This window comes from Comamonas sp. FUJ_7 (genome assembly GCF_057369555.1).
This window is the reverse complement of record NZ_JBXXZI010000006.1, coordinates 44,364-63,841: the sequence shown is the minus strand read 5'-3', so window position 1 is coordinate 63,841 and position 19,478 is coordinate 44,364. Positions and strand designations below refer to the sequence as shown.

Below are 19,478 nucleotides of genomic sequence, written 5' to 3'. Positions count from 1 at the left end.
CATGACACGACAACTCTGGGATATTTCTCCCGCCATTGCCCCGTCCAGCCCGGTGTTCCCCGGCGACACCGCCTATTCGCAGGAATGGTGCGCCACGATTGGACCGGGCTGCCCCGTCAATGTCAGTGCCATTCGCATGAGCCCCCATGTGGGCGCGCATGCCGATGCGCCGCTACACTACGATGCGCAGGGCGCGGCCATTGGCGCTATCGATCTAGATGCCTTTCTCGGCCACTGCCGCGTGATTCACGCCATAGGCTGTGGGCCGCTGATCGAATGGCAGCATATCGCCCACGCCATCAGCTCCGACCTGCCCCAGCGCGTGCTGGTGCGCACCTACCAGGCTGCGCCCACCAACTGGGACCCGGATCTTGCCGCCTACGCACCAGAGACCGTACAAAAACTGGCCGACCTGGGCGTCAAGCTCATTGGCATCGACACGGCCAGCATAGACCCCGCCAGCAGCAAGACACTGGACAGCCACATGGTGATACGCCAGCGCAACCTCCGCGTGCTGGAGAACCTGGTGCTGGACGCCGTGGCCGAAGGTGACTACGAGCTAATTGCCCTGCCGCTCAAACTGACCGAAGCCGATGCGTCACCCGTACGCGCCGTGCTGCGAGCCCTGAGCTGATTCCAAGCAAAAACCGGCTGTAATTCAGACACAATAAGCGCCAGCAGCTATCAAAATAGAGAAAGAAACGAGGAAAACGATGACCACTTTGCAAGACTGCCAGGCGCTGGATGCCCAAGATGCTCTGCGCCCCCTGCGCGATCGCTTTGCCCTGCCAGAGGGCGTGATCTATCTGGATGGCAACTCGCTGGGCGCCCAGCCCAAAGCCGCTGCTGCACGCGCCGCAGAAGTGGTGACCCAGGAGTGGGGTAAGGACCTCATCACCTCGTGGAACAAGGCCGGCTGGATCACCCTGCCCGAGCGCTTGGGCAACCAGTTCGCGCCATGGCTGGGCGTTGGTCAGGGCGAGCTGGTGTTCACCGACACCACCTCCATCAACCTCTACAAAGTGCTGAGCGCAGCGGCGCGCATCGCCCGTGAAGATTCGCCCAGCCGCAAGAAAATCATCAGCGAGCGCAGCAACTTCCCCACCGACCTCTATATCGCCCAGTCCGTCTGCCAGGAATATGGGCTGGAACTGGTGCTGCTGGAGCCAGAAGAGATCGCCGGAGCACTGCAAGCCGACGTGGCGATCTCCATGCTCACCCACGTCAACTACCGCACCGGGGCCATGCACGACATGGCTGCCGTCACGGCTGCCGCACACGCCCAAGGCATTCTCTGCATCTGGGACCTGTGCCACAGCGCCGGTGCCGTGCCCGTAGATTTGAAGGGCGCAAATGCAGACTTTGCCGTGGGCTGCAGCTACAAATACCTAAATGGCGGCCCGGGCTCGCCCGCCTTTGTCTGGGCGCACCCACGCCTGATCAATCGCTTCTGGCAGCCGCTGTCGGGCTGGTTTGGCCATGCTGAGCCCTTCAAGTTTGTGCCCGACTACCACCCGGCCCAGGGCATTCAGCGCTACCTGTGCGGCACTCAGCCCATGCTCAGCATGAGCGTGCTGCAATGCGGTATCGACATCTACACAGAAGCCGAGCAATTCGGCGGCATGGCCTCGCTGCGTGCCAAGTCGCTGGCCTTGACCGATTTGTTCATTCAACTGGTAGAAGAACGCTGTCAGGGCTACGGCCTGGGTCTTGCCACACCGCGCGAGCATGCAGCGCGTGGCTCCCAGGTCTGCCTGACGCGTGATGAAGGCCTGGGCGTGGACGGCAAGGACAGCGGCGCCTACGCCATCGTGCAGGCGCTGATTGCACGCGGCGTGATTGGCGACTTCCGCAAGGGCGACGGCGGAACGGGCAAGCACAAGGACATCTTGCGTTTTGGCTTCACGCCACTGTACGTGGGCTTTGAAGATGTCTGGCACGCAGTCGAGCATCTGCGCCAGGTACTGGAATCGGGCGAATGGAAGAAGTCCGAGTTCAACCAGATCAATGCAGTGACCTAAACCCTATCCGTCCTGAAACAAAAGGCCCTGAAGGTGAGTACCGACTCATCGCAGGGCCTTTTCTGACTTCAATATCTTTTACAAAGTATGCAATCATTAACAGTTTTTTCCTACAGTCATTAGCACGCACCCATACGAGCATCACCGCATAGTTTTTTGTGATGAGGTGATGGGAATGAATAAAATTTTCAAGAGCATCTGGAGCCAGCAACTACAAACTTGGGTCGCTGTACCCGAGACAGGGCGAGCGCGGGGCAAAACCAAGGCCGTCGTTACGGCCGCAGTCTTTGGTGTCGCCCTCTCCACGGCACAGGCCCTTGTAATTGGCCCCCGTCTCTCGGCACCGCCGCTTGAGATCAACACCATTGGCAACACCAATAATCCCGTCGTCGCCAGCGAAGTCAGTACAGGCAACCGCCCTATGGGCCGCTCTTACTACATCGACGTCGATCACTACCTGAAAAACCAAACCGAATACAGCTACGCTCTTGGCAGTACCTGGGAGGAGACATCGCCTACCTACAGGATGGTCAAGACAGGCATGTCCTTTGAGAACATGAGCCTCAACCAGGATGGCCTGTATCAATTTCAGTACGCGGGCAACCCGACCTATACCTCGCTCTTTGGCTCTACACGTCAGATCAATATCGACATTCTGACTAAGAGCAGCGACACCACTGGAATGCTGATCAGCGGCATTAATTCGAAATCGATTGCAGGCACCTCCACTGACGGCATCAAAACATCCTGGGTCGCCCCCACCAAGATGCGCCTGAATGCCACAGCCAACGCCCCTATCATCGTAGTTGGAGGACAGTTCACCACCACCTATTCAAGCTTGTCATCCTTTCTCTGCGGACAGCCCAGCTGGTGCAACATCCCCAGTCAAGGCGATGCGTTCACCACATTGTTTTATGCCAACGGCAGTGACTATAAAACTCTGGGCGTCAACGGCGACCCTTATGTGCAGCAGTCTGGCACAAACAAAGCTGTCGCCAGCGACACCGTTCACACGAACACCTACAACGGCGCTGCAGGCTCTGCCACCAATATGCTGCAACTGAGTAGCAATGAACATGTGACGTTCAAGGGCGGGGCCAAGGTCAACGCACTCGGCAGCCGCCCCATCGTCGCCGTGGCCAACAAGCTGCTGCATGCCAGCATTGATTCCACGCTGGTTCTGCAAGAAAGCAACCGCGCCCCTGCACTGACCGCCAATGTGCGCGGCCAGTACCGCAATGGTACGAACCAGGTGACAGGCGCTCAGCAGGGCGCAGGCACACTGGGCACCCCCACGGAATACAACTATGTGGATTTCAGCGGTCAGATCACCACCGTTGACAAAAACCCTGTGGACCCAGTCACAGGCGCAGCCATTACCACAGGCCCTGTAGCTCCCGTAATTTCCAATGCCATCGGCATTGAAATGCTCAACCCGGGCAAGAGCGACAACGCTTCCATCGTGATGCTGGAGATGGGGCGACGTAACTCTACCTTGAGTACACCCAGCCAGATCCAGTTGGGCAGCAATGTCACCGACGGCACCGGCGTGCTGGCAGTGGGCGGCGCCAATGTCAACATCAACATCGCCGCCAATTCCACCATTGACCTGAGCCAGACCAAAGGCGTTACCACCGGTGTGCTGGCTGCAGCCGTAGGCACCACCAATGGTGCCAGCCGCTTGATGAATACCACCACCGGTCTAACCAAGCAATTGAGCAATTCGACCACTGCAGCCAACACCCTGGCCGTCTCGGATCTCGGCACCTACACCGCAGACCAGATTCAGGAGAACTACAAGTTCAAAACACCTGCTTCTGCAGACTACATGTACAAAGAAACGATTCCAGGCTATCCAGAGCATTCCGTCAGCAATCAGGGAGAAGAAGCCAGCCGCCCCGGCGGTTCATTGGACGCAGCTTCTCAGAACCCTGCTGACATGAGCTTTCTGAATCGGGTTCAGCCTGGCCTGAATATTGTCAACGCTGGCAATATCATGGTGGCGGGTGATATGAGCCGCTCAATGGACACGACTCAGGGCTACTACCAGAACATTTTCGTGCCCATGGCCGAAAGCAACACGGCCAGCTCTGCAGCCAATGCCGGTATTGCGGCCTACACCATCAACGACCCTGTCAAGGTACACAACAGCGGCAGCATTCAAACTGGTGCCGGCGCCGCCATCTATGTGGCACAGCAGGGTGAAGTGGCCAAGATCAACAACGCCACCATTCGCGCCTCCAACATCACCAAGACGCAGTCCATGGACAACAATGACCTGGGCGGCATCGTGGCCCCGGTCTTTGACTTGCCCTCGGCCACTTCGGTCAACCTGAGCGCCATCAACTCCGGACAGATCAGTAACAGCAATCCCAATGGCTTCCAAGGCCCGGCAATCGCTGTTGTGGCTTCTGCCATCCAGCAAGATGCCTCCGGAGCCGATGTCAGCAACAGCCGAACGTTCAACATTCAAGCCCAGAACACGGGCACGATCGACATGGGGAACTCCGGCCATACGGCCTCGGTGTTCTATCTGCGCGCAGCCAAAAACGGTACGCTGGACATGAGCGGACAAACCGGCAGCATTGCCTCTACCGCCACAGATTTCAACGAATCCACACTGTTCCAGTTGATTGATGCCGACGAGTACAAATCACTGACGCTATCCCAGTCAGGCGGCACCCTGATTGGCAATATCGAGACACGCTCGCGCACGAGCAATCCCGGCGAAGGCACCGATCACCTGACCTTCAGCGACGTCACCTACAAGGGTAACTTCCGCCTCGGTCAAGGCGATGACCAGCTGAGTTTTCTAGGCAATAGTTCTCTGCGTGACGTCTACATCATGGACGGCGGCATCAATGCCGATGGCAGTCAAGGCACCGACATTTTGACCATTGGAGGCGCCACCATCCTCAATGGTCAGACCCCTGGAGCTGGTTCTGCCGACAACACCCAGATCATCAACTGGTCTGACATCAAACTACAGGATCAAGCTCGCCTGAACCTCACTGGCGACCTGGGTCAAACCGGCACCACCAGCCTTAGCTCTCTGAGCATTAGCCCCGGCTCCACGCTGAGCAAAACCGGTGTGACTCAAGCGACGGTGAATGCCGATCTGCTCAGCAATGCCGGAACTTTGGACCTGCGCAATGCCAATGCCGTTCCGGGTGCCATCCTGACCCTCAATGGCAACTACACGGGCGTTGCAGGCTCCAAGCTCTTGCTCAACGACACCTGGAATGATGGCAATGACCTTAAAACAGACTCCTTCAAGATCAACGGCAATGCCCAAGGCCATACCTCAGTCATTGTCCCCGGCGGATTACTCGGCAACGTAACCTCTGACACACAGGCCAAGATTTCCAATCTTCCCATTGTTGAAGTCAGCGCTGTGCACCTAGATACAGTCTTCACCGGGACTGCTCCAACATTGAATGGCGCTGAAGCGCAGCTGGTCAAGCAAGGCAACAACTACCACTGGACGCTGGAAGCTTCTGCACCGCCGCCACCTCCGCCTCCACCACCTCCTGCGCCAGAACCCGGTCCGGCGCCTGACCCCAAGCAGCCACCCGAGCCCCCAGCACCCGCGCCAGCACCAACTCCTGCACCGATTGCTCCTCACCCCGTGCCCGGCTATGTGCAGACACAGCAGGCCAACCTGGAGATGGGCTTCAGCCAGCTGGGAAAATTGCATGAACGCGTAGGCGAGCAACAAACCTGGGCCTGGGACGACTGCGGCCAGCGCTGCGACCAATACCAAAGCGCTAAAAATGCCAACAATAAGATCTATCCGGTCTGGGGCCGTCTCAATGCCGACTACCTGAAGCTTCAAGGCGACAACCGCTATGGAGTGAAGAGCAGCACAGGCTTTGCACAATTCGGTGCAGATGTGAATGTGAGCCGAAACGAGCAAGACCTCTCGCGTCGCCACACCGGTGTCATGTTCAGCTACGGCTGGGGCAGCCACGACTTCTATGATCAAAATCGCGCCGTTAACGGTCTGGTTTCTGGTGACAAGTACACCGGCAAGTCCAGCACCGACATGCTGTCTCTGGGTGGCTACACCACTTGGTATGCCGACAACGGCAGCTACGTAGATCTGGTGGGCCAGGCCTCCTGGCTGCGCAACAAGTACTCCAGCAGAACCGGCGTCTCGGCCAGCCAAAGTGGCTGGGGCCTGGGTGTTTCGGCCGAAGTCGGTCGCCCCTGGCAACTGGGTGACAGCCACTGGCAGATCGAGCCTCAGGCTCAGCTGAGCTATCAGATGGTGCGCTTAAAAGACATCGACGACGGGACGTATCGCGTCACTGGCATGAACAACGATGCCTTGCGTGGCCGCATCGGAGCCCGTCTGGCCTGGAATGACCGCTATCAAGACAAGAAACGCACCAAGACTTTCTATGTCACCGCCAACCTGCTGCGTGACCTTACCGGAGGCAGCTCCTCCGTCAATATGACCTCCAATCGCGCGGCAGCCGACAACCCAAGCACCCGCTACAGCGAGTCCTATGGCAGAACCTGGGGCGAACTGGGTGTGGGCACACAGTGGGCCTTCAACAAGAGCACTTATATGTTTGTCGATGTGCGCTATCAGCGCTCGCTCGATGGCAGCAAGGGGGCTCTGGGTGGAGTCCAGCGCGAAGGCTACAACGGTCGCATCGGTGTGCGCCACAGCTGGTAAGAAAAGGAGTCCGCATGAAGACCCATACCAAGACATTCAGGCCGTTTTCTCTGCTGAGCGCAGCGGCCATCATCACCGCCCTGACTGGCTGTGGCCAGCTGCAAGATGTACGTCACCGCTGGTGTGATCCCGAGCCAGTGGTCTCGGCTACACCGCCGGTCGACGTAGCCCCGGAGGTCATGCCTGAGCCACAGAAGCCACAGCTCTACAAAGTCAGGCTGCAGGCAGACATGCTGTTTAAGTTCGATGGCACAGACCTGAGCCAGATGAAGCCTTCTGCCCGACTGGAGCTTGATTCTTTGGTTGAGCAGCTGCTCAACGACTACATCCAGATTACGGAAATTGTGGTCGTCGGCCACACCGACCGCCTGGGCAGCAAGGCCTATAACCAAGGCCTGTCGGAGCGCCGCGCACAGACCGTCAAGCAATATCTGCAAAGCAAGGGGGTCAGCACTCCTATTGCAGCGCGCGGTATGGGCAAGACCGAACCCGTCACCACGGACTGCGTGGGCAGCAAGGCCACTCCAGCCTTGGTTCAGTGTCTGCAGCCTGACCGGCGCGTGGAGGTTGATATCACCGGCTTGAAAAAGAAGCCTGCTGCCACGCAGCCCCAGTCTTAGCCTCAGTAAGCCTTGCTGTTTAGTGACGCCCACAGGTGCGCCGCCACCAGCGCACGCCAGGGCCTGAACTGATCGAGCCAGATGCGTGCCTGTGCCATATCGGCCTGGGCGCCATCTGGCTTTTCTTTGCCTTGCAGCCGTCCAATGGCGCGGCGCACGGCTACATCGCCGTGCAGGCTGCCGTCGGGCCAGCCATAGCCGCGCAGCAGGCAGTAGTTCACGGTCCACGGACCGATGCCTTTGATGCTCTGCAGTTGCTGCGAAAGCTCATCTACCGATTCCACACTCCACAACCCTGCAGCACTTTGTGCAGCCCAGTCATCAAGCGGCAAGTCACCGTCATGCACGGCTCGCGCCACGCTCAGCAAGGTCTGTGCCTTGGCCTGCGAAAAGCTCAGCGTCCGCAGTTGCTCCACGTTCAATTGAAGGACTTGCGCGGCATCAGGATAGGCCAGCAGCTGGGCAGCCTCTGGGGCTCGCTTTTGCACTCGTTCCTGCACCTGCTCAGGCAGCGGCAGGCCTGCCGCTTCAATCAGCTTGCGCCGCAGACTGACGGCCACGGCCACTGAAATCTGCTGCCCCATGATGGCCCAGCTCAGCGCCTCGAAGGGTGTGGGCGCTGCCGATACATGCAGACCCGCCTGCTGGCGCAGCAGCGGGCCCAGTTCAGGATGTTTGCCATGGGCGGCTCGCAAATCGCCAGGCGGGTAGGTCAGCCCCAGCATCCGCTGCAGCATGGCTTGCAGCGCGGGTGTGTCTGCCTTGGCAATGCTAGGGCCTTGCAGCTGCGCCAGCGCTGTGTTTTTTACCCACCTCAGCTCCAGTAATACAGGCTGGCCCTGCCACATCAAAGCCTTGAGCAAGCGACTCTGCTCTGGCTGCAGCAACTCAGAGCGCTGCCGAGTATCTCGGCCATGGAAAGCCAAAAATTCAGCCCAGCGGTAAGGCTGAGGTAGCTTTTGTGTGCACTCAATCTGCATGGGTGCTCTCTATCTTTTTAATAGCTTTAGCCGCCCTATATTCATAGATATCAGAACTATTTATGGCTGAAATCATTGATTAACAAGCGCTAGCAGCTATCGTTTCAATACATCTCTTGCTGCTGAGCCTCGCGCAACAACAGCGCCCGCTTGCGCTCCACGCCCCAGCGGTAACCAGAGATGCTGCCGTCATTGCGCAGCACACGGTGGCAGGGCACGGCCACGGCAATCGGGTTGGCCGCCACGGCACTGGCCACCGCCCGGGTTGCCGTGGGCTGTCCCAGTTGCCGGGCCAGCTCCGAGTAGCTGAGCGTCTGGCCTGCCGGGATCTTTTGCAAGGCATGCCACACCCGCTGCTGAAACGCTGTGCCCTGAATATCCAGCGGCAGGGCCAGACCCAGCTTGGGTTGCTCAATCAACGCAACGACCTGGGCCACGGTTTGCTCGTACAAGCCGTCCGCTCCAATCAATTTCGCTGCGGCAAAGCGCTGCTGCAAATCTTCGATCAGCATTTGCGGGTCGTCGCCCAGCAGCACGCAGCACACGCCTTGCTCCGTACTGGCCACCAGCAGGCTGCCCAGCGAGCATTCGGCCAGCGCAAAGCGAATCGTTTGGTGCCGCCCGCGCTGGCGATAGGTTTGCGGTGCCATGCCCAGCATGGAGGATGCGTCTTTGTAGAAGCTGCTGCTGGCCTCGTAACCGCTCAGATAAGCGGCATCGGTGACGGAGCTGCTTTGCTGCAGCTGCAGAGCCGCGCGCACATTCTGGCCACGATGGGCCTTGGCATAGGCCTTGGGCGTCAAGCCCGTGGCGCGTTTGAAGCTGCGGTGCAACTGCCAGGGACTGATCTGCAGGCGCTGGGCCAGTTCGTCCAGAGAAGGCGTGGTCTCTTCGGTCTCCAGCCAGCGACAGCATTGCACTATGCGCTCATCGATTGAGAGCATTTCGGAGTCTGGTGCAGCAGTGTATGCGGGTCGGGTCATGGCAGAAACCTCTTCAATGAAGACTGGACTTTACGCAATGCCGGGATGCGCCGCATCCACGTTCTTGCACCCTGAACATGACAACTTTCGGTTACGCTGCGCGCATTGCATCAGACTCCCATCGATTGACCATGACCACTGAATCCTCCGGCTGCCCCATGCATGGCGGCGCAGCCATCGTCCGCGACGAAAAAGCCCAGCTCGACTTCAGCCAGGACATGAGCTATGGCGACTATCTGCATCTAGACCAGATTCTGACGGCGCAGCATCCGCTGTCGCCCGCACATGACGAGATGCTGTTCATTGTTCAGCACCAGACCAGCGAGCTGTGGATGAAGCTGATGCTGCACGAGGTGCGCGCGGCCACCGCAGCGATTGCCAATGCCTCGGGCGAGACCCGGCCCGATGCCTTCAAGATGCTGGCGCGCGTGAGCCGCATCATGGAGCAACTGGTCAACGCCTGGACGGTGCTGTCGACCATGACGCCGCCCGAATACACGGCCATGCGTCCCTATCTGGCACAGTCCAGCGGGTTTCAGAGCTATCAGTACCGCTGCATCGAGTTCGCGCTGGGCAACAAGAATGCGGCCATGCTCAAGCCCCATGAGCACCGCAGCGATCTCCTGGCCCAGGTGCAAGAGGCTTATGAATCGCCGTCGCTCTACGACGTGGCGTTGCAACTGCTGGCGCGCGAAGGCATCACCGTCCCAGCTGACCGCCTGCAACGTGACTGGACCCAGCCTTATGAGGCCAGCGAGGGCGTGAAGCAGGCCTGGATTACCGTGTACCGCGACCCGCACAAATACTGGGATCTGTACCAGCTGGGCGAGAAGCTGGCCGATATTGAGGACGCTTTCCGCCTGTGGCGCTTCCGCCACCTGACCACGGTGGAGCGCGTGATTGGCTTCAAGCGCGGTACCGGCGGCACGGGCGGCGTGAGCTATCTGAAGAAGATGCTGGACGTGGTGCTGTTCCCCGAGATCTGGAGCCTGCGCACCGAGCTGTAAAGCTGCCAACCGATTCTTCATGCCATCGCCTTTCAGGCTGCCCCTGCTGCTCTTTAGTGACAGCACGGGCAGCCTGAACTCTTTAGGCTCCGGGCAGCAACCTCCTGAACTATTCGCCATGTCTTCCGCTCCGCGCCCTGCCTCGCAGACCTCTTCTGCGTCCTCTTCCCTGTGGGCCATGCTGGTCTGCCTGCTCACGGGCTTTGCCCTCAGTCAGGCCTTTCGCACCGTCACCTCCATCATGGCCGATGGGCTACGTACCGACTTTGGCCTCTCCGCCCAGTCTCTGGGCTCGTTTGCCGGGCTGTTCGCTCTGTCCTTCGGGGTGGCCCAGCTACTCATGGGCATCGGCATGGATATCTACGGCCTGCGCCGCACCGTGCTGCTCGCCTTTCCGCTGTCGATTGCCGGTGCTGCACTGTCGGCCCTGGCTCCGAGCTACTCCGGCCTGATGCTGGGCCAGCTCATGATTGGCGTGGGCTGCTCCCCTGCTTTCCTGGCCAGCACCATGTTCATCGCCCGCCACTTTCCGGCCGACAAGTTTGCCTACATCTCGGGCATAGGCCTGGGCATTGGTGGCCTGGGCCTGCTGTTTACCGGCACGCCCATGGCCTGGCTGGTGCAGCACCTGGGCTGGCGCGCAGGCTTTGTGCTGCTGGCGTTGTTGAGTGCGCTGTCCTGGTTGCTGATTTTCTTCAAGGTGCATGAGCCCCAGTTGCCCAGCGACTCTCAGCCCAAACCCGGCTTTATGGAAGCGCTGCGAGGTTTTGGCAGCCTGCTGCTGCTGCCACACACCTGGGGCATTGTGCTGCTGGGCATGGTCAGCTATGCATCGTTTCTGACGGTGCGCGGCCTCTGGCTCAGTCCCATGCTGATGGACCGCTATCAGTTCCCCCTGGTCACCACGGGTAATGTGGCGCTGGCCAGCTCTCTCATTTCTCTGTTTGTCCCGTCCATGTTCGGCCGCCTGGACCCCGGCCCCGCCAGACGCCGCCAGCGCATTGCCCGCTTTGCGGTGTTGATGGCCAGTATTTTTGTGGCACTGGCACTGGTGCACCACCCCATAGGCAGCGTGCTACTGCTGCTGGCCATGAGTGTGCTGTCGGGCTATGGCACCTTGATTTATGCCGATGTGCGATCTTCCTACCCACCCGCCACCACGGGGCGCGCGCTGTCCATCTTCACTATGGCCATGTTCCTGGGAGCTGCGCTCATGCAATGGCTTTCCGGCGTGGTGGCAGGCATGGCAGAGCGCCAGCAGGCCGATATCTACCAGGCCGTCATGCTGATGATTGCTGCCATGCTGGGCTTCGGGGTGCTGGCTTACCGCCTTATCAAGCCCTCACCACTGCTACTCAATGCAAGTCACTGATTTGATTGAAAAATGGCGCAAGCGCTTTGTACAAAAGCGCTTGCAGCTATCTTTTTTTGAAGAGCTACAAGGCTCCGTCATAAAGCCAGGGCACATCCATGATGCGCCCGCCCAGAGCCCGCAATGACAGATCGCGCCCCCAGCGCACCAGTCCCGTGGCGTGAAAGATCTTTCCGTTGCGCAAGGAGCGCTCCTGCACCCGGGCATTGCGCTGCCAGCGATTGAGAGCATAGCGGCGTAAGCGCAAACTCACATCCAGGTCATGCATGGACAGCGCGCTTTGCAGCTCGGCCGCATCCTCTATGGCCATACCCGCCCCCTGCGCCAGATAAGGCCGCATGGGATGGGCCGCATCGCCCAGCAAAGCCACCAAGCCCTGCGCCATCTGGGTTTCTGACGACACAGGCACCCGATCAGCCACAGGCCAAAGACGCCACTCCCCTCCTACGTCCGGCACATGCTGCACCAGATCCTGCAAGTAGGTGCAGGTGCCATGGAGGTGCTTCAGCAGGTCCGGGAGATTGGCTGAATGATCCCAATGGTCAAGATCTTCGGGCGGTGCCCCCTGCACAATCACCACCAGGTTTTGCAGTTCGCCTCTGCGCACAGGGTATTGAATGGCATGCAGATGCGGCCCCAGCCAAGCCGTCACTTCATGAGTGCGCAGGCGCTTGGGCAAATTGGCCTGGTGAACCATGGCTCTGTAGGCCAGATGACCTGTCACACGTGGCAAACCATCGTCCAGCAACTGAGCACGAATAGAGCTCCTCACACCATCGGCGCCGATCAGGGCGTCGCCCTCAATCAACTTCCCTGCACTGGTGCGAATGGTGACGACATCGTCCTGTGAGCTGTAGCTGCTGACCGTCTGATTCAGGTTCAAATGAACCTCGGGCAAGCCCTGCAGGGCCTCCAGCAAGATCTGATGCAGGTCTGCCCGGTGAATCGTGACGTAACTGGCACCATAGCGCTGCACCATCTCCGCCCCCAAAGGCAGGCGCCCCAATTCCTGCCCCGTCACGGCATTGCAGGCTCGCAGGCCTGTAGGCACAGCGACAACTTGCTGCAGAGGCCGCTGCAGCCCCCAGGCCTGTAGGCAGCGCACCACATTGGGGCCTAGCTGAATTCCAGCCCCAACCTCGGAAAACTGTGCTGCACGCTCATATAGACGCACATCCCAGTCCGCCCGCGCCGCGGCCATAGCAGCAGCCAGCCCTCCGATACCGCCCCCAGCGATCAACACCTGCTTATTCATGGTCGCTTATTGTGCCGCTTACTTTCTCGCATGCTGAGCCTTGTAACAGAAGTCAAAGCAAATCAATCGCCATAAAAAAAGCCCGCCAAGGCGGGCTTTTTTGCGTGCGCAAGCAGCAAATCAGATTGCGAACTTTTCGCGGTCCTGATCGGCAATCCACTTTGGCGGCTTACCACGGCCCGTCCAAGTCGCGCCCGTTGCAGGGTCACGATACTTGGGTGCTACCTTGGTACCCGCATTAGCGGAAGAACGCGCACGAGCAGGAGGGAAAACATCTTCCGCAGTCAAGCCGTATTCAGCAATCAGGCTGCGAACTTTTCCCACAGCGTCTGCGAGTTCACGCGAACGGGCTTCGTTGATTTGCTGCTCTAGCTCCTCTCGCTGCTTCAGGAGTTCCTTGTAAGTGCTCATGATATGCGCTTCATGGTTGATTAAAGTACATTCATTATAAATGTGTCATTTAGAAATATCAGATTTTAAGGTAAGCAATAACCACAACTCAATTATTTATAAAATGTAACATTATGTTCTTATTTTAGGAATACTGTTTACAGAATCGCCAATACCTGATCTTCTTTTCTTCCATCCAAATCGATGACTTCGAATATCAAGCGAACAGATACCACTCTTTCTCAAAGCGCGGAAAACGTCAAAACTTCAAAGAATCAAGTCTGCCAAGATGCTATAGCTTGCTTTGCCTCCACCGGGAAGTCCAAAGAGCCAGACTGCCTTCAACTCTGGCGCAACTATCAGTGCTTCCAGCAAGCAAAAGCCATATTCATCTACTGAACACACCATGCGTACGGTTTAACCTCTGAACCGACCAAGGCGTTCGAAGCAGAGTCATCTACCCAGGGTTCCAAGGCCTGCACAATCGTCAGCATGTTTGCAGCAATTCACATCAGAACGTCACCCTATCAATAATGGTTAAGGTCTGTCATCAGGAAAAAAGGAAGATTTTTGCCCTATGACGCTCAGCGGCTTCATCAACCTAAGGCTACGTGTCCAGAATTGCAAAAATTTCCTCTTCCATCATGCCTATGCCCGCAGGTTCATTAATACCAGGCAGTGTCCATATGACATGGGGAGAAAGCACCAAGAGACGCACAAAAAGGTTTTTCATGCGGACAATCCATGTCATAGACGGGTCATCAAGGCATATTCTCGTTGCAGATAAAGCTATCCAATGCGTTGGGAAACCAACTCCACTAGGATTATTGTTATAAATGCAATGACAGTTATGGCAATAGTGATCGCAAAAATGGATGAAGACTTCCCAAGTATTTCTATCAAGATCACCCTGTCTGCCAAGACTTCACTAGATAAAGCCGCCCCCTCAGAAATACTTTCCAGTAAGCCGATGGTGGCAATTTCCACCTAGTAGGACGATAGAAATTGCCTGGAATTTTCTAGCAGACCCAGAGTCGCCTGCCCCTTGATCTTCTGCTTCAGGACTGACCAACAGGATTACCTTTCGACTGGATGCTTGTGCCAACTGCGACATTGCAAACACCCTTTTGTGTAATACCAGCAATCCAAAAGGCAGAAAATCCATGCTTGTCTATAAGAAAGAAGACCATGGCAATTTACTGCATCGGGGATATCCAAGGCTGCGACGACGCCTTCGCTCAGATCTTGCAGATCGTGGATTTCTCTGCCAGCCGGGATACGCTGTATGTACTCGGTGATCTCGTCAATCGAGGCCCCAAGTCCGCGGAAGTGTTACGCCGCTGCATGCGAGCTGGCGATGCCATGCGCCCATTGCTTGGCAATCACGATCTTCACCTGCTCGCCGCTGCGCAAGGACTACGTCGCCAGAGCAAGCGCGATACCCTTGACCAAGTACTGCAGGCACCGGACTGCGCCGCCCTGCTGCACTGGCTGCGCCAGCAGCCTCTGGCACGGCTTCACACTCATGCCAGCGGTGAGCAGCTTCTCATGGTTCACGCAGGCGTGCTGCCGCAGTGGAGTCTTGAAGATGCCATGGCCTTGAGCGCTGAAGTTCAGGCTGTGCTTCAGGGTGCTGACTACGCGCGCTTTCTACAGAACATGTATGGAAACCAGCCCAGTCACTGGTCTTCTGATCTACAAGGCGATGAGCGCTTGCGCTGCATCGTCAATGCTTTTACCCGGCTGCGCTTTTGCAGTGATGCAGGCGTCATGGACTTTGAAAGTTCAGAGTCGGCCGATCAGGCTCCAATAGGACTCATGCCGTGGTTCGACGTCCCTGGCCGCTTGACCAAAGACACTCCCATTGCTTTTGGGCATTGGTCCACACTGGGTCACATCAACCGCCCACACTTGATCGCCATGGATACCGGCTGCGTCTGGGGTGGCTGCCTCAGCATGATGCGTATCGGGGAGCATATGAATGAGCGAGAGCTCATCCAAATACAGTGTCCGCAGGCACAGGTGCCTGGCAACAAGGCTTGAGGTCACCTTCAACAAAAATGCCTGCTTGATGCAGGCATTTTTTAATCGAGCGTACGTTCAGCCAACCGATTCAAGAGGCAATGACAGGAGCCTTGAACAAAGCGGCAATCTTGCGCTTGGGCTTGACGTTCGTACTCTTGATCGGAGCAGAGCGATGATCCCAGGCTGCGGGCTCGGTCACCACATTTGCTTCATACGGCTTGTCAAAAAACGGGTCCACATTGGCAGAGCGAGGAGCCATACGCGAAGGCCGACGAGCATGGCTGCTGCTCTCACTCTCTCGTTCACGGCGAGGACGGTATTCCTCATCACGGCTACGACGTGGGGCACGGAAGTCCAGCATCGGTGCAGGCTCTACATCAATCTTCTTCTTCGTGAGCTTTTCGATATCCGCCACATGGCGGCTGTCATGATCCGTCACCAAGGTCACGGCCAGACCGGATGCACCCGCGCGGCCGGTACGGCCAATACGGTGCACATAGTCTTCTGCATTGAAAGGCACGTCGTAGTTGAAGACTGCGGGAACGTCCTTGATATCCAGACCACGCGCAGCCACGTCGGTGCAAACCAGCAAGTCCACTTCGCCGGCCTTGAAGGCTTCTAGTGCCTTCAGTCGCTCGTCCTGGCTCTTGTCGCCATGCAGCGCGGCAGCTCGCAGACCATCACGCTCCAGAGCCCGCGTCAGACGTGAGCAGCCGAGCTTGCTGTTGGAAAAGATAAAGGCCTGACGAATATCGCGCTCCTTGAGCACGGAGCGAATCGCATAGCGCTTGTCGTCGTCTGTGACCTTGTAGAAGCGCTGCTCCACCGTGGAGGCCGTCTCGTTGGGACGCGCCACCTCAATGGTGATGGGGTCTTGCAGATAGCTGCCGGCCAGGCGCTTGATCTCAGGCGAGAAAGTCGCCGAGAACAGCAACGTAGTACGCGTCTTGGGCAGATAGGAGAGGATGCGCTGAAGATCTGGTAGAAAGCCGATATCCAGCATGCGGTCTGCCTCATCCAGCACCACATATTCAACCTGGTTGAGCACCACATTCTTGGCTTCGATGTGATCCAGCAAGCGTCCCGGCGTAGCCACCAACACTTCCACGCCCTTTTTCAGCTCGATGGTCTGGGGCTTCATATCCATGCCACCAAACACCACAGTGCTGCGCAGCTTGGTGTACTTGGCATACATGGCAATTTGCTGAGCCACCTGGTCTGCCAGCTCACGTGTAGGCAACAACACCAGTGCACGCACAGGGTGGCGGGCCGGCGAAGCCGAAGCGTTTTCATGGCGCATCAGCCGCTGCAGCAAAGGCAGCGAGAAAGCCGCAGTCTTGCCAGTGCCTGTCTGGGCTGCGCCCATGACGTCCTTGCCGGTAAGCACCACCGGAATAGCCTGTGCCTGAATCGGAGTCATGGACTCGTAGCCCATGTCGGCCACAGCACGCGCCAGGGGCTCGGCCAAGTGAAGATTGGAGAAAGAGCTTGTCATTGAGGGCGTTATTGTCGCACCGAGTGGGTTTTTCGCGCTGGCTTTAACGTTTTCTGTTGGCCTAAAGCCCTCTTTCCCTCTGTTCTCCAGCGGATAGGGCTATTGCAATATCCCGTGCAATCTATCGGGATAACCCCATCTTTCACCTTTGTTGCACATAAAAAAAGGCATGTGACACAGCACATGCCTTGCTTCAAGCACTAAAACTCAAAGAGCCTGTGCAGCAAAAGTATCGCAAGCTTTGACACTACCGGTCTTATAGCCTTGCGTGAACCAGCGCACTCGCTGGGCACTGGAGCCGTGCGTGAAGCTGTCGGGACGCACGGTGCCGGTCGCTTCTCGCTGCAGCTTGTCATCGCCAATTTGCTGGGCGGCATTGATAGCGGACTCTATGTCCCCTTGCTCCATCCAGCCTTTGGCCTGCTGAGACTTGTTGGCCCAGATACCAGCCAGGCAGTCCGCCTGCAGCTCGAGACGCACAGACTGAGCGTTTTGCTCTCGCTCGCTGACCCGGCCACGCATGGCATCCACCTTGCCAGAGATACCCAGCAGATTCTGCACATGGTGTCCCACCTCGTGGGCAATCACATAGGCACGCGCAAACTCCCCGGGCGCCCCCAGCTGACGACTCATGGTGTTGAAGAAGTCCATGTCCAGATAGACCTTGTAGTCACCGGGGCAGTAAAACGGCCCCATGGCCGACTGCCCGGTGCCGCAAGCCGTACGAGTCACGCCTGTGAACAGCACCAGTCTGGGCGGTTGATACTGAGCCCCGCCTTCTCTGAAAATCTGGGCCCAGACATCCTCGGTAGAGGCCAGAACCGTAGAGACAAATTTTGCGCCTTTGTCATCACCGGCCGGACGTTGTGCAGGTGCCTGCTGCACCTGGGGCGAACCTCCACCAGAAAGCACGCCAATGGTGGTCAGCGGATTGATGCCAAAAACGCCCCAGCCAATCAGCGCCAGCACCACCGTGCCAATGCCAATGCTACGGCCTCCAATAGGAAAGCCGCCTCCACCGCCACCACCGCCACCACCATCGCCGCGGCGGTCTTCGACGTTCTCTGATTCGCGGTTACCTTCCCATCTCATGGCACTTCTCCTTGCTGATCTTGCTCACGGCCTTCGCCGGGTGGCGATGTTAAAGGCTGTGAATCCGATTAAACGTATCAGGCTGTGATTTTTCTGCGCAAGCACGGGGTAAAGCAGCATTGTTGACGTTTAGCGTCCAACGGGCGTCGAGATCAGGGTCATTCCATGCACTCCCGTAGAGGTCTGCGGTTGATTACGGGCCACCTGCTCCTGCACAACGCTGACCATGTTCAGCAGCAGATAAGCCACCACCAGCAAGCCCACTACCGCCAATATCACTGACACCCAAGTCCGGCGGGCAGAACGCTTGTGCGGTGCTGTCGTCTGCTGCTGCGTGGGCTCATAGGCCGTCGCATTGTGTTCCCGCCAGACAGGCTCGGCCTGGGCCCTACTGGAGGGCGCCTGCGTCCAAGTGGGTTCCTTGCGTTGTCCTGAGCGGGAAGATAAGCCAAACATGTATGTCAAAGAATCGATAAGACAAGCGTTATTGTGCTCGCAGGCCATGCCTACTTTCTGCTTCAATGCCGTCACCTTCTGTCAGCCCCTACCCCCTCATACGCACGCCCAAAAGCCCGCCATGAATGCACTGACTTCGCCCACAAGCCATACCCCATCCGTCAGTCTGGATGCCGACGCCACCGCCGCACTGCTGCCCTGGTCAGCACTCGCAGACGAAATCGAGACACTTTTGCAGCAAGCGCAAAACAGCCAAAGTGTCTCGGTTCCACCACGCATCGTCATGCCAACTGCTGCGGGCAACTGCCTTTTCTGCATGCCTGCGACAGATGGCAAGGTCGCCATGACCAAGCTCATCAGCTTCACCCCCGGCAACGCCGCAGCGGGCCGCCCCACCATCCAGGGCGATATCGTGGTGTTTGATGCTCTCACCGGCCAGCGCCAGCTGATGCTCGATGGCCCCACCATCACAGCCCGGCGCACCGCAGCCGTCTCTTTGGTCGCCGCTCGCCGCCTGGCGGCCTCACCCCAAGGGCCGTTACTCATCATTGGCGCGGGCGTGCAAGGCAAGGCCCATCTGCATGCATTCGCCGAAGGTTTGGGGACCAGGGAGGTTTGGATTCACTCGCGCAGCGCAGCCAGCGCCCAAACTCTGCTGGAGCAAGCCCAGGCTCTGGGGCTGAATGCCCGCATCGCCAACGACTTGCAAGAGGCCGCGCAGCACTGCCCGCTGATCGTGACCTGTACGCCAGCACAGGCCGTCGTTCTGAATGAAGCGCCGCGCCCCGATGCCTTTGTCTGCGCTGTAGGCGCCTTTACCCCGCAGATGGTGGAGCTGGCCCCGGCGCTGTGCCAGCACTTTCTGGAAAAAGGGAAAGTCGTTGTGGACACCGAAGACGCCGTGCATGAAGCCGGCGACTTGCTGCAAGCAGGCATGGATGTCGCATCCCTGCCCACGCTGGCCAGTGTGGTGCAGCAAGGCTGGCCACGCTCCACGGGGCCGGTACTCTTTAAATCCTGTGGCTGGGGCGGCTGGGATCTGGCGGCCACCCGGCTGGCCTTGCGCCAGCATCAGCAAAAGTAAGCCGGTGGCCATGC

The 19,478-nt window shown here is 58.2% G+C and carries 16 protein-coding genes; 9 read left to right on the top strand and 7 right to left on the bottom strand.

Going from position 1 to position 19,478, the window contains the following annotated elements; translation table 11 throughout:
- Window position 1 precedes the first annotated feature (1 nt).
- The 4 genes from kynB to AC2I9W_RS10410 all read left to right on the top strand — a co-directional run bounded on the left by kynB (window position 2) and on the right by AC2I9W_RS10410 (window position 7,325).
- Window positions 2-634 (top strand): arylformamidase, encoded by a 633-nt coding sequence (gene kynB / locus AC2I9W_RS10425; RefSeq protein ID WP_486409902.1) that lies wholly within the window; start codon window positions 2-4, stop codon window positions 632-634.
- 79 nt (window positions 635-713) lie between these two features.
- Window positions 714-2,021: a kynureninase gene (kynU, locus tag AC2I9W_RS10420; protein ID WP_486409901.1), complete on the top strand. Its 1,308-nt coding sequence runs from the start codon at window positions 714-716 to the stop codon at window positions 2,019-2,021.
- A gap of 175 nt (window positions 2,022-2,196) precedes the next feature.
- A complete protein-coding gene (locus tag AC2I9W_RS10415) occupies window positions 2,197-6,705 on the top strand; it encodes an autotransporter outer membrane beta-barrel domain-containing protein (RefSeq protein WP_486409900.1) in 4,509 nt (1,502 codons plus the stop codon).
- Between the two features lie 14 nt (window positions 6,706-6,719).
- Entirely contained in the window at window positions 6,720-7,325 is a 606-nt protein-coding gene (locus AC2I9W_RS10410; RefSeq protein WP_486409899.1) for an OmpA family protein, read from the top strand.
- A gap of 2 nt (window positions 7,326-7,327) precedes the next feature.
- Here the strand turns inward: AC2I9W_RS10410 and AC2I9W_RS10405 are convergent, their stop codons facing one another.
- Together AC2I9W_RS10405 and AC2I9W_RS10400 are read right to left on the bottom strand one after the other, a co-directional pair.
- Entirely contained in the window at window positions 7,328-8,305 is a 978-nt protein-coding gene (locus tag AC2I9W_RS10405) for a DNA-3-methyladenine glycosylase family protein (RefSeq protein ID WP_486409898.1), read from the bottom strand.
- A 104-nt stretch (window positions 8,306-8,409) separates the two neighbouring features.
- Window positions 8,410-9,288 (bottom strand): methylated-DNA--[protein]-cysteine S-methyltransferase, encoded by an 879-nt coding sequence (locus AC2I9W_RS10400; protein ID WP_486409897.1) that lies wholly within the window; start codon window positions 9,286-9,288, stop codon window positions 8,410-8,412.
- 131 nt (window positions 9,289-9,419) lie between these two features.
- Between AC2I9W_RS10400 and kynA the strand changes: the two genes are divergently transcribed.
- A complete protein-coding gene (kynA, locus tag AC2I9W_RS10395) occupies window positions 9,420-10,295 on the top strand; it encodes a tryptophan 2,3-dioxygenase (protein WP_486409896.1) in 876 nt (291 codons plus the stop codon).
- A gap of 118 nt (window positions 10,296-10,413) precedes the next feature.
- Window positions 10,414-11,667 carry an MFS transporter gene (locus AC2I9W_RS10390; RefSeq protein ID WP_486409895.1) on the top strand — a complete coding sequence of 418 codons (1,254 nt, stop codon included), beginning with the start codon at window positions 10,414-10,416 and terminating at the stop codon, window positions 11,665-11,667.
- Window positions 11,668-11,731: 64 nt separating this feature from the next.
- Here the strand turns inward: AC2I9W_RS10390 and AC2I9W_RS10385 are convergent, their stop codons facing one another.
- Both AC2I9W_RS10385 and AC2I9W_RS10380 read right to left on the bottom strand, forming a co-directional pair.
- Window positions 11,732-12,922, bottom strand: a complete 1,191-nt coding sequence (locus AC2I9W_RS10385) for an FAD-dependent monooxygenase (RefSeq protein WP_486409894.1) — start codon at window positions 12,920-12,922, stop codon at window positions 11,732-11,734.
- A 120-nt stretch (window positions 12,923-13,042) separates the two neighbouring features.
- Window positions 13,043-13,333 carry an H-NS histone family protein gene (locus tag AC2I9W_RS10380; RefSeq protein ID WP_486409893.1) on the bottom strand — a complete coding sequence of 97 codons (291 nt, stop codon included), beginning with the start codon at window positions 13,331-13,333 and terminating at the stop codon, window positions 13,043-13,045.
- Window positions 13,334-14,108: 775 nt separating this feature from the next.
- Here AC2I9W_RS10380 and AC2I9W_RS10375 point away from each other — a divergent pair.
- Together AC2I9W_RS10375 and AC2I9W_RS10370 are read left to right on the top strand one after the other, a co-directional pair.
- Window positions 14,109-14,303 (top strand): hypothetical protein, encoded by a 195-nt coding sequence (locus tag AC2I9W_RS10375; protein WP_486409892.1) that lies wholly within the window; start codon window positions 14,109-14,111, stop codon window positions 14,301-14,303.
- Window positions 14,304-14,500: 197 nt separating this feature from the next.
- On the top strand, window positions 14,501-15,355 hold the full coding sequence (locus AC2I9W_RS10370; protein WP_486409891.1) for a symmetrical bis(5'-nucleosyl)-tetraphosphatase: 855 nt from the start codon (window positions 14,501-14,503) through the stop codon (window positions 15,353-15,355).
- A gap of 70 nt (window positions 15,356-15,425) precedes the next feature.
- On the opposite strand, the gene AC2I9W_RS10365 is transcribed toward AC2I9W_RS10370, so the two are convergent.
- From AC2I9W_RS10365 to AC2I9W_RS10355, 3 genes are all read right to left on the bottom strand, one after another.
- Window positions 15,426-16,832: a DEAD/DEAH box helicase gene (locus AC2I9W_RS10365; RefSeq protein ID WP_486409890.1), complete on the bottom strand. Its 1,407-nt coding sequence runs from the start codon at window positions 16,830-16,832 to the stop codon at window positions 15,426-15,428.
- Between the two features lie 207 nt (window positions 16,833-17,039).
- Complete coding sequence (ypfJ, locus tag AC2I9W_RS10360; protein ID WP_486409889.1) at window positions 17,040-17,924, bottom strand: KPN_02809 family neutral zinc metallopeptidase; 885 nt, start codon at window positions 17,922-17,924, stop codon at window positions 17,040-17,042.
- A 129-nt stretch (window positions 17,925-18,053) separates the two neighbouring features.
- Complete coding sequence (locus AC2I9W_RS10355; RefSeq protein WP_486409888.1) at window positions 18,054-18,380, bottom strand: hypothetical protein; 327 nt, start codon at window positions 18,378-18,380, stop codon at window positions 18,054-18,056.
- Between the two features lie 121 nt (window positions 18,381-18,501).
- Between AC2I9W_RS10355 and AC2I9W_RS10350 the strand changes: the two genes are divergently transcribed.
- A complete protein-coding gene (locus tag AC2I9W_RS10350; RefSeq protein WP_486409887.1) occupies window positions 18,502-19,464 on the top strand; it encodes a delta(1)-pyrroline-2-carboxylate reductase family protein in 963 nt (320 codons plus the stop codon).
- The last annotated feature ends 14 nt before the right edge of the window (window positions 19,465-19,478 follow it).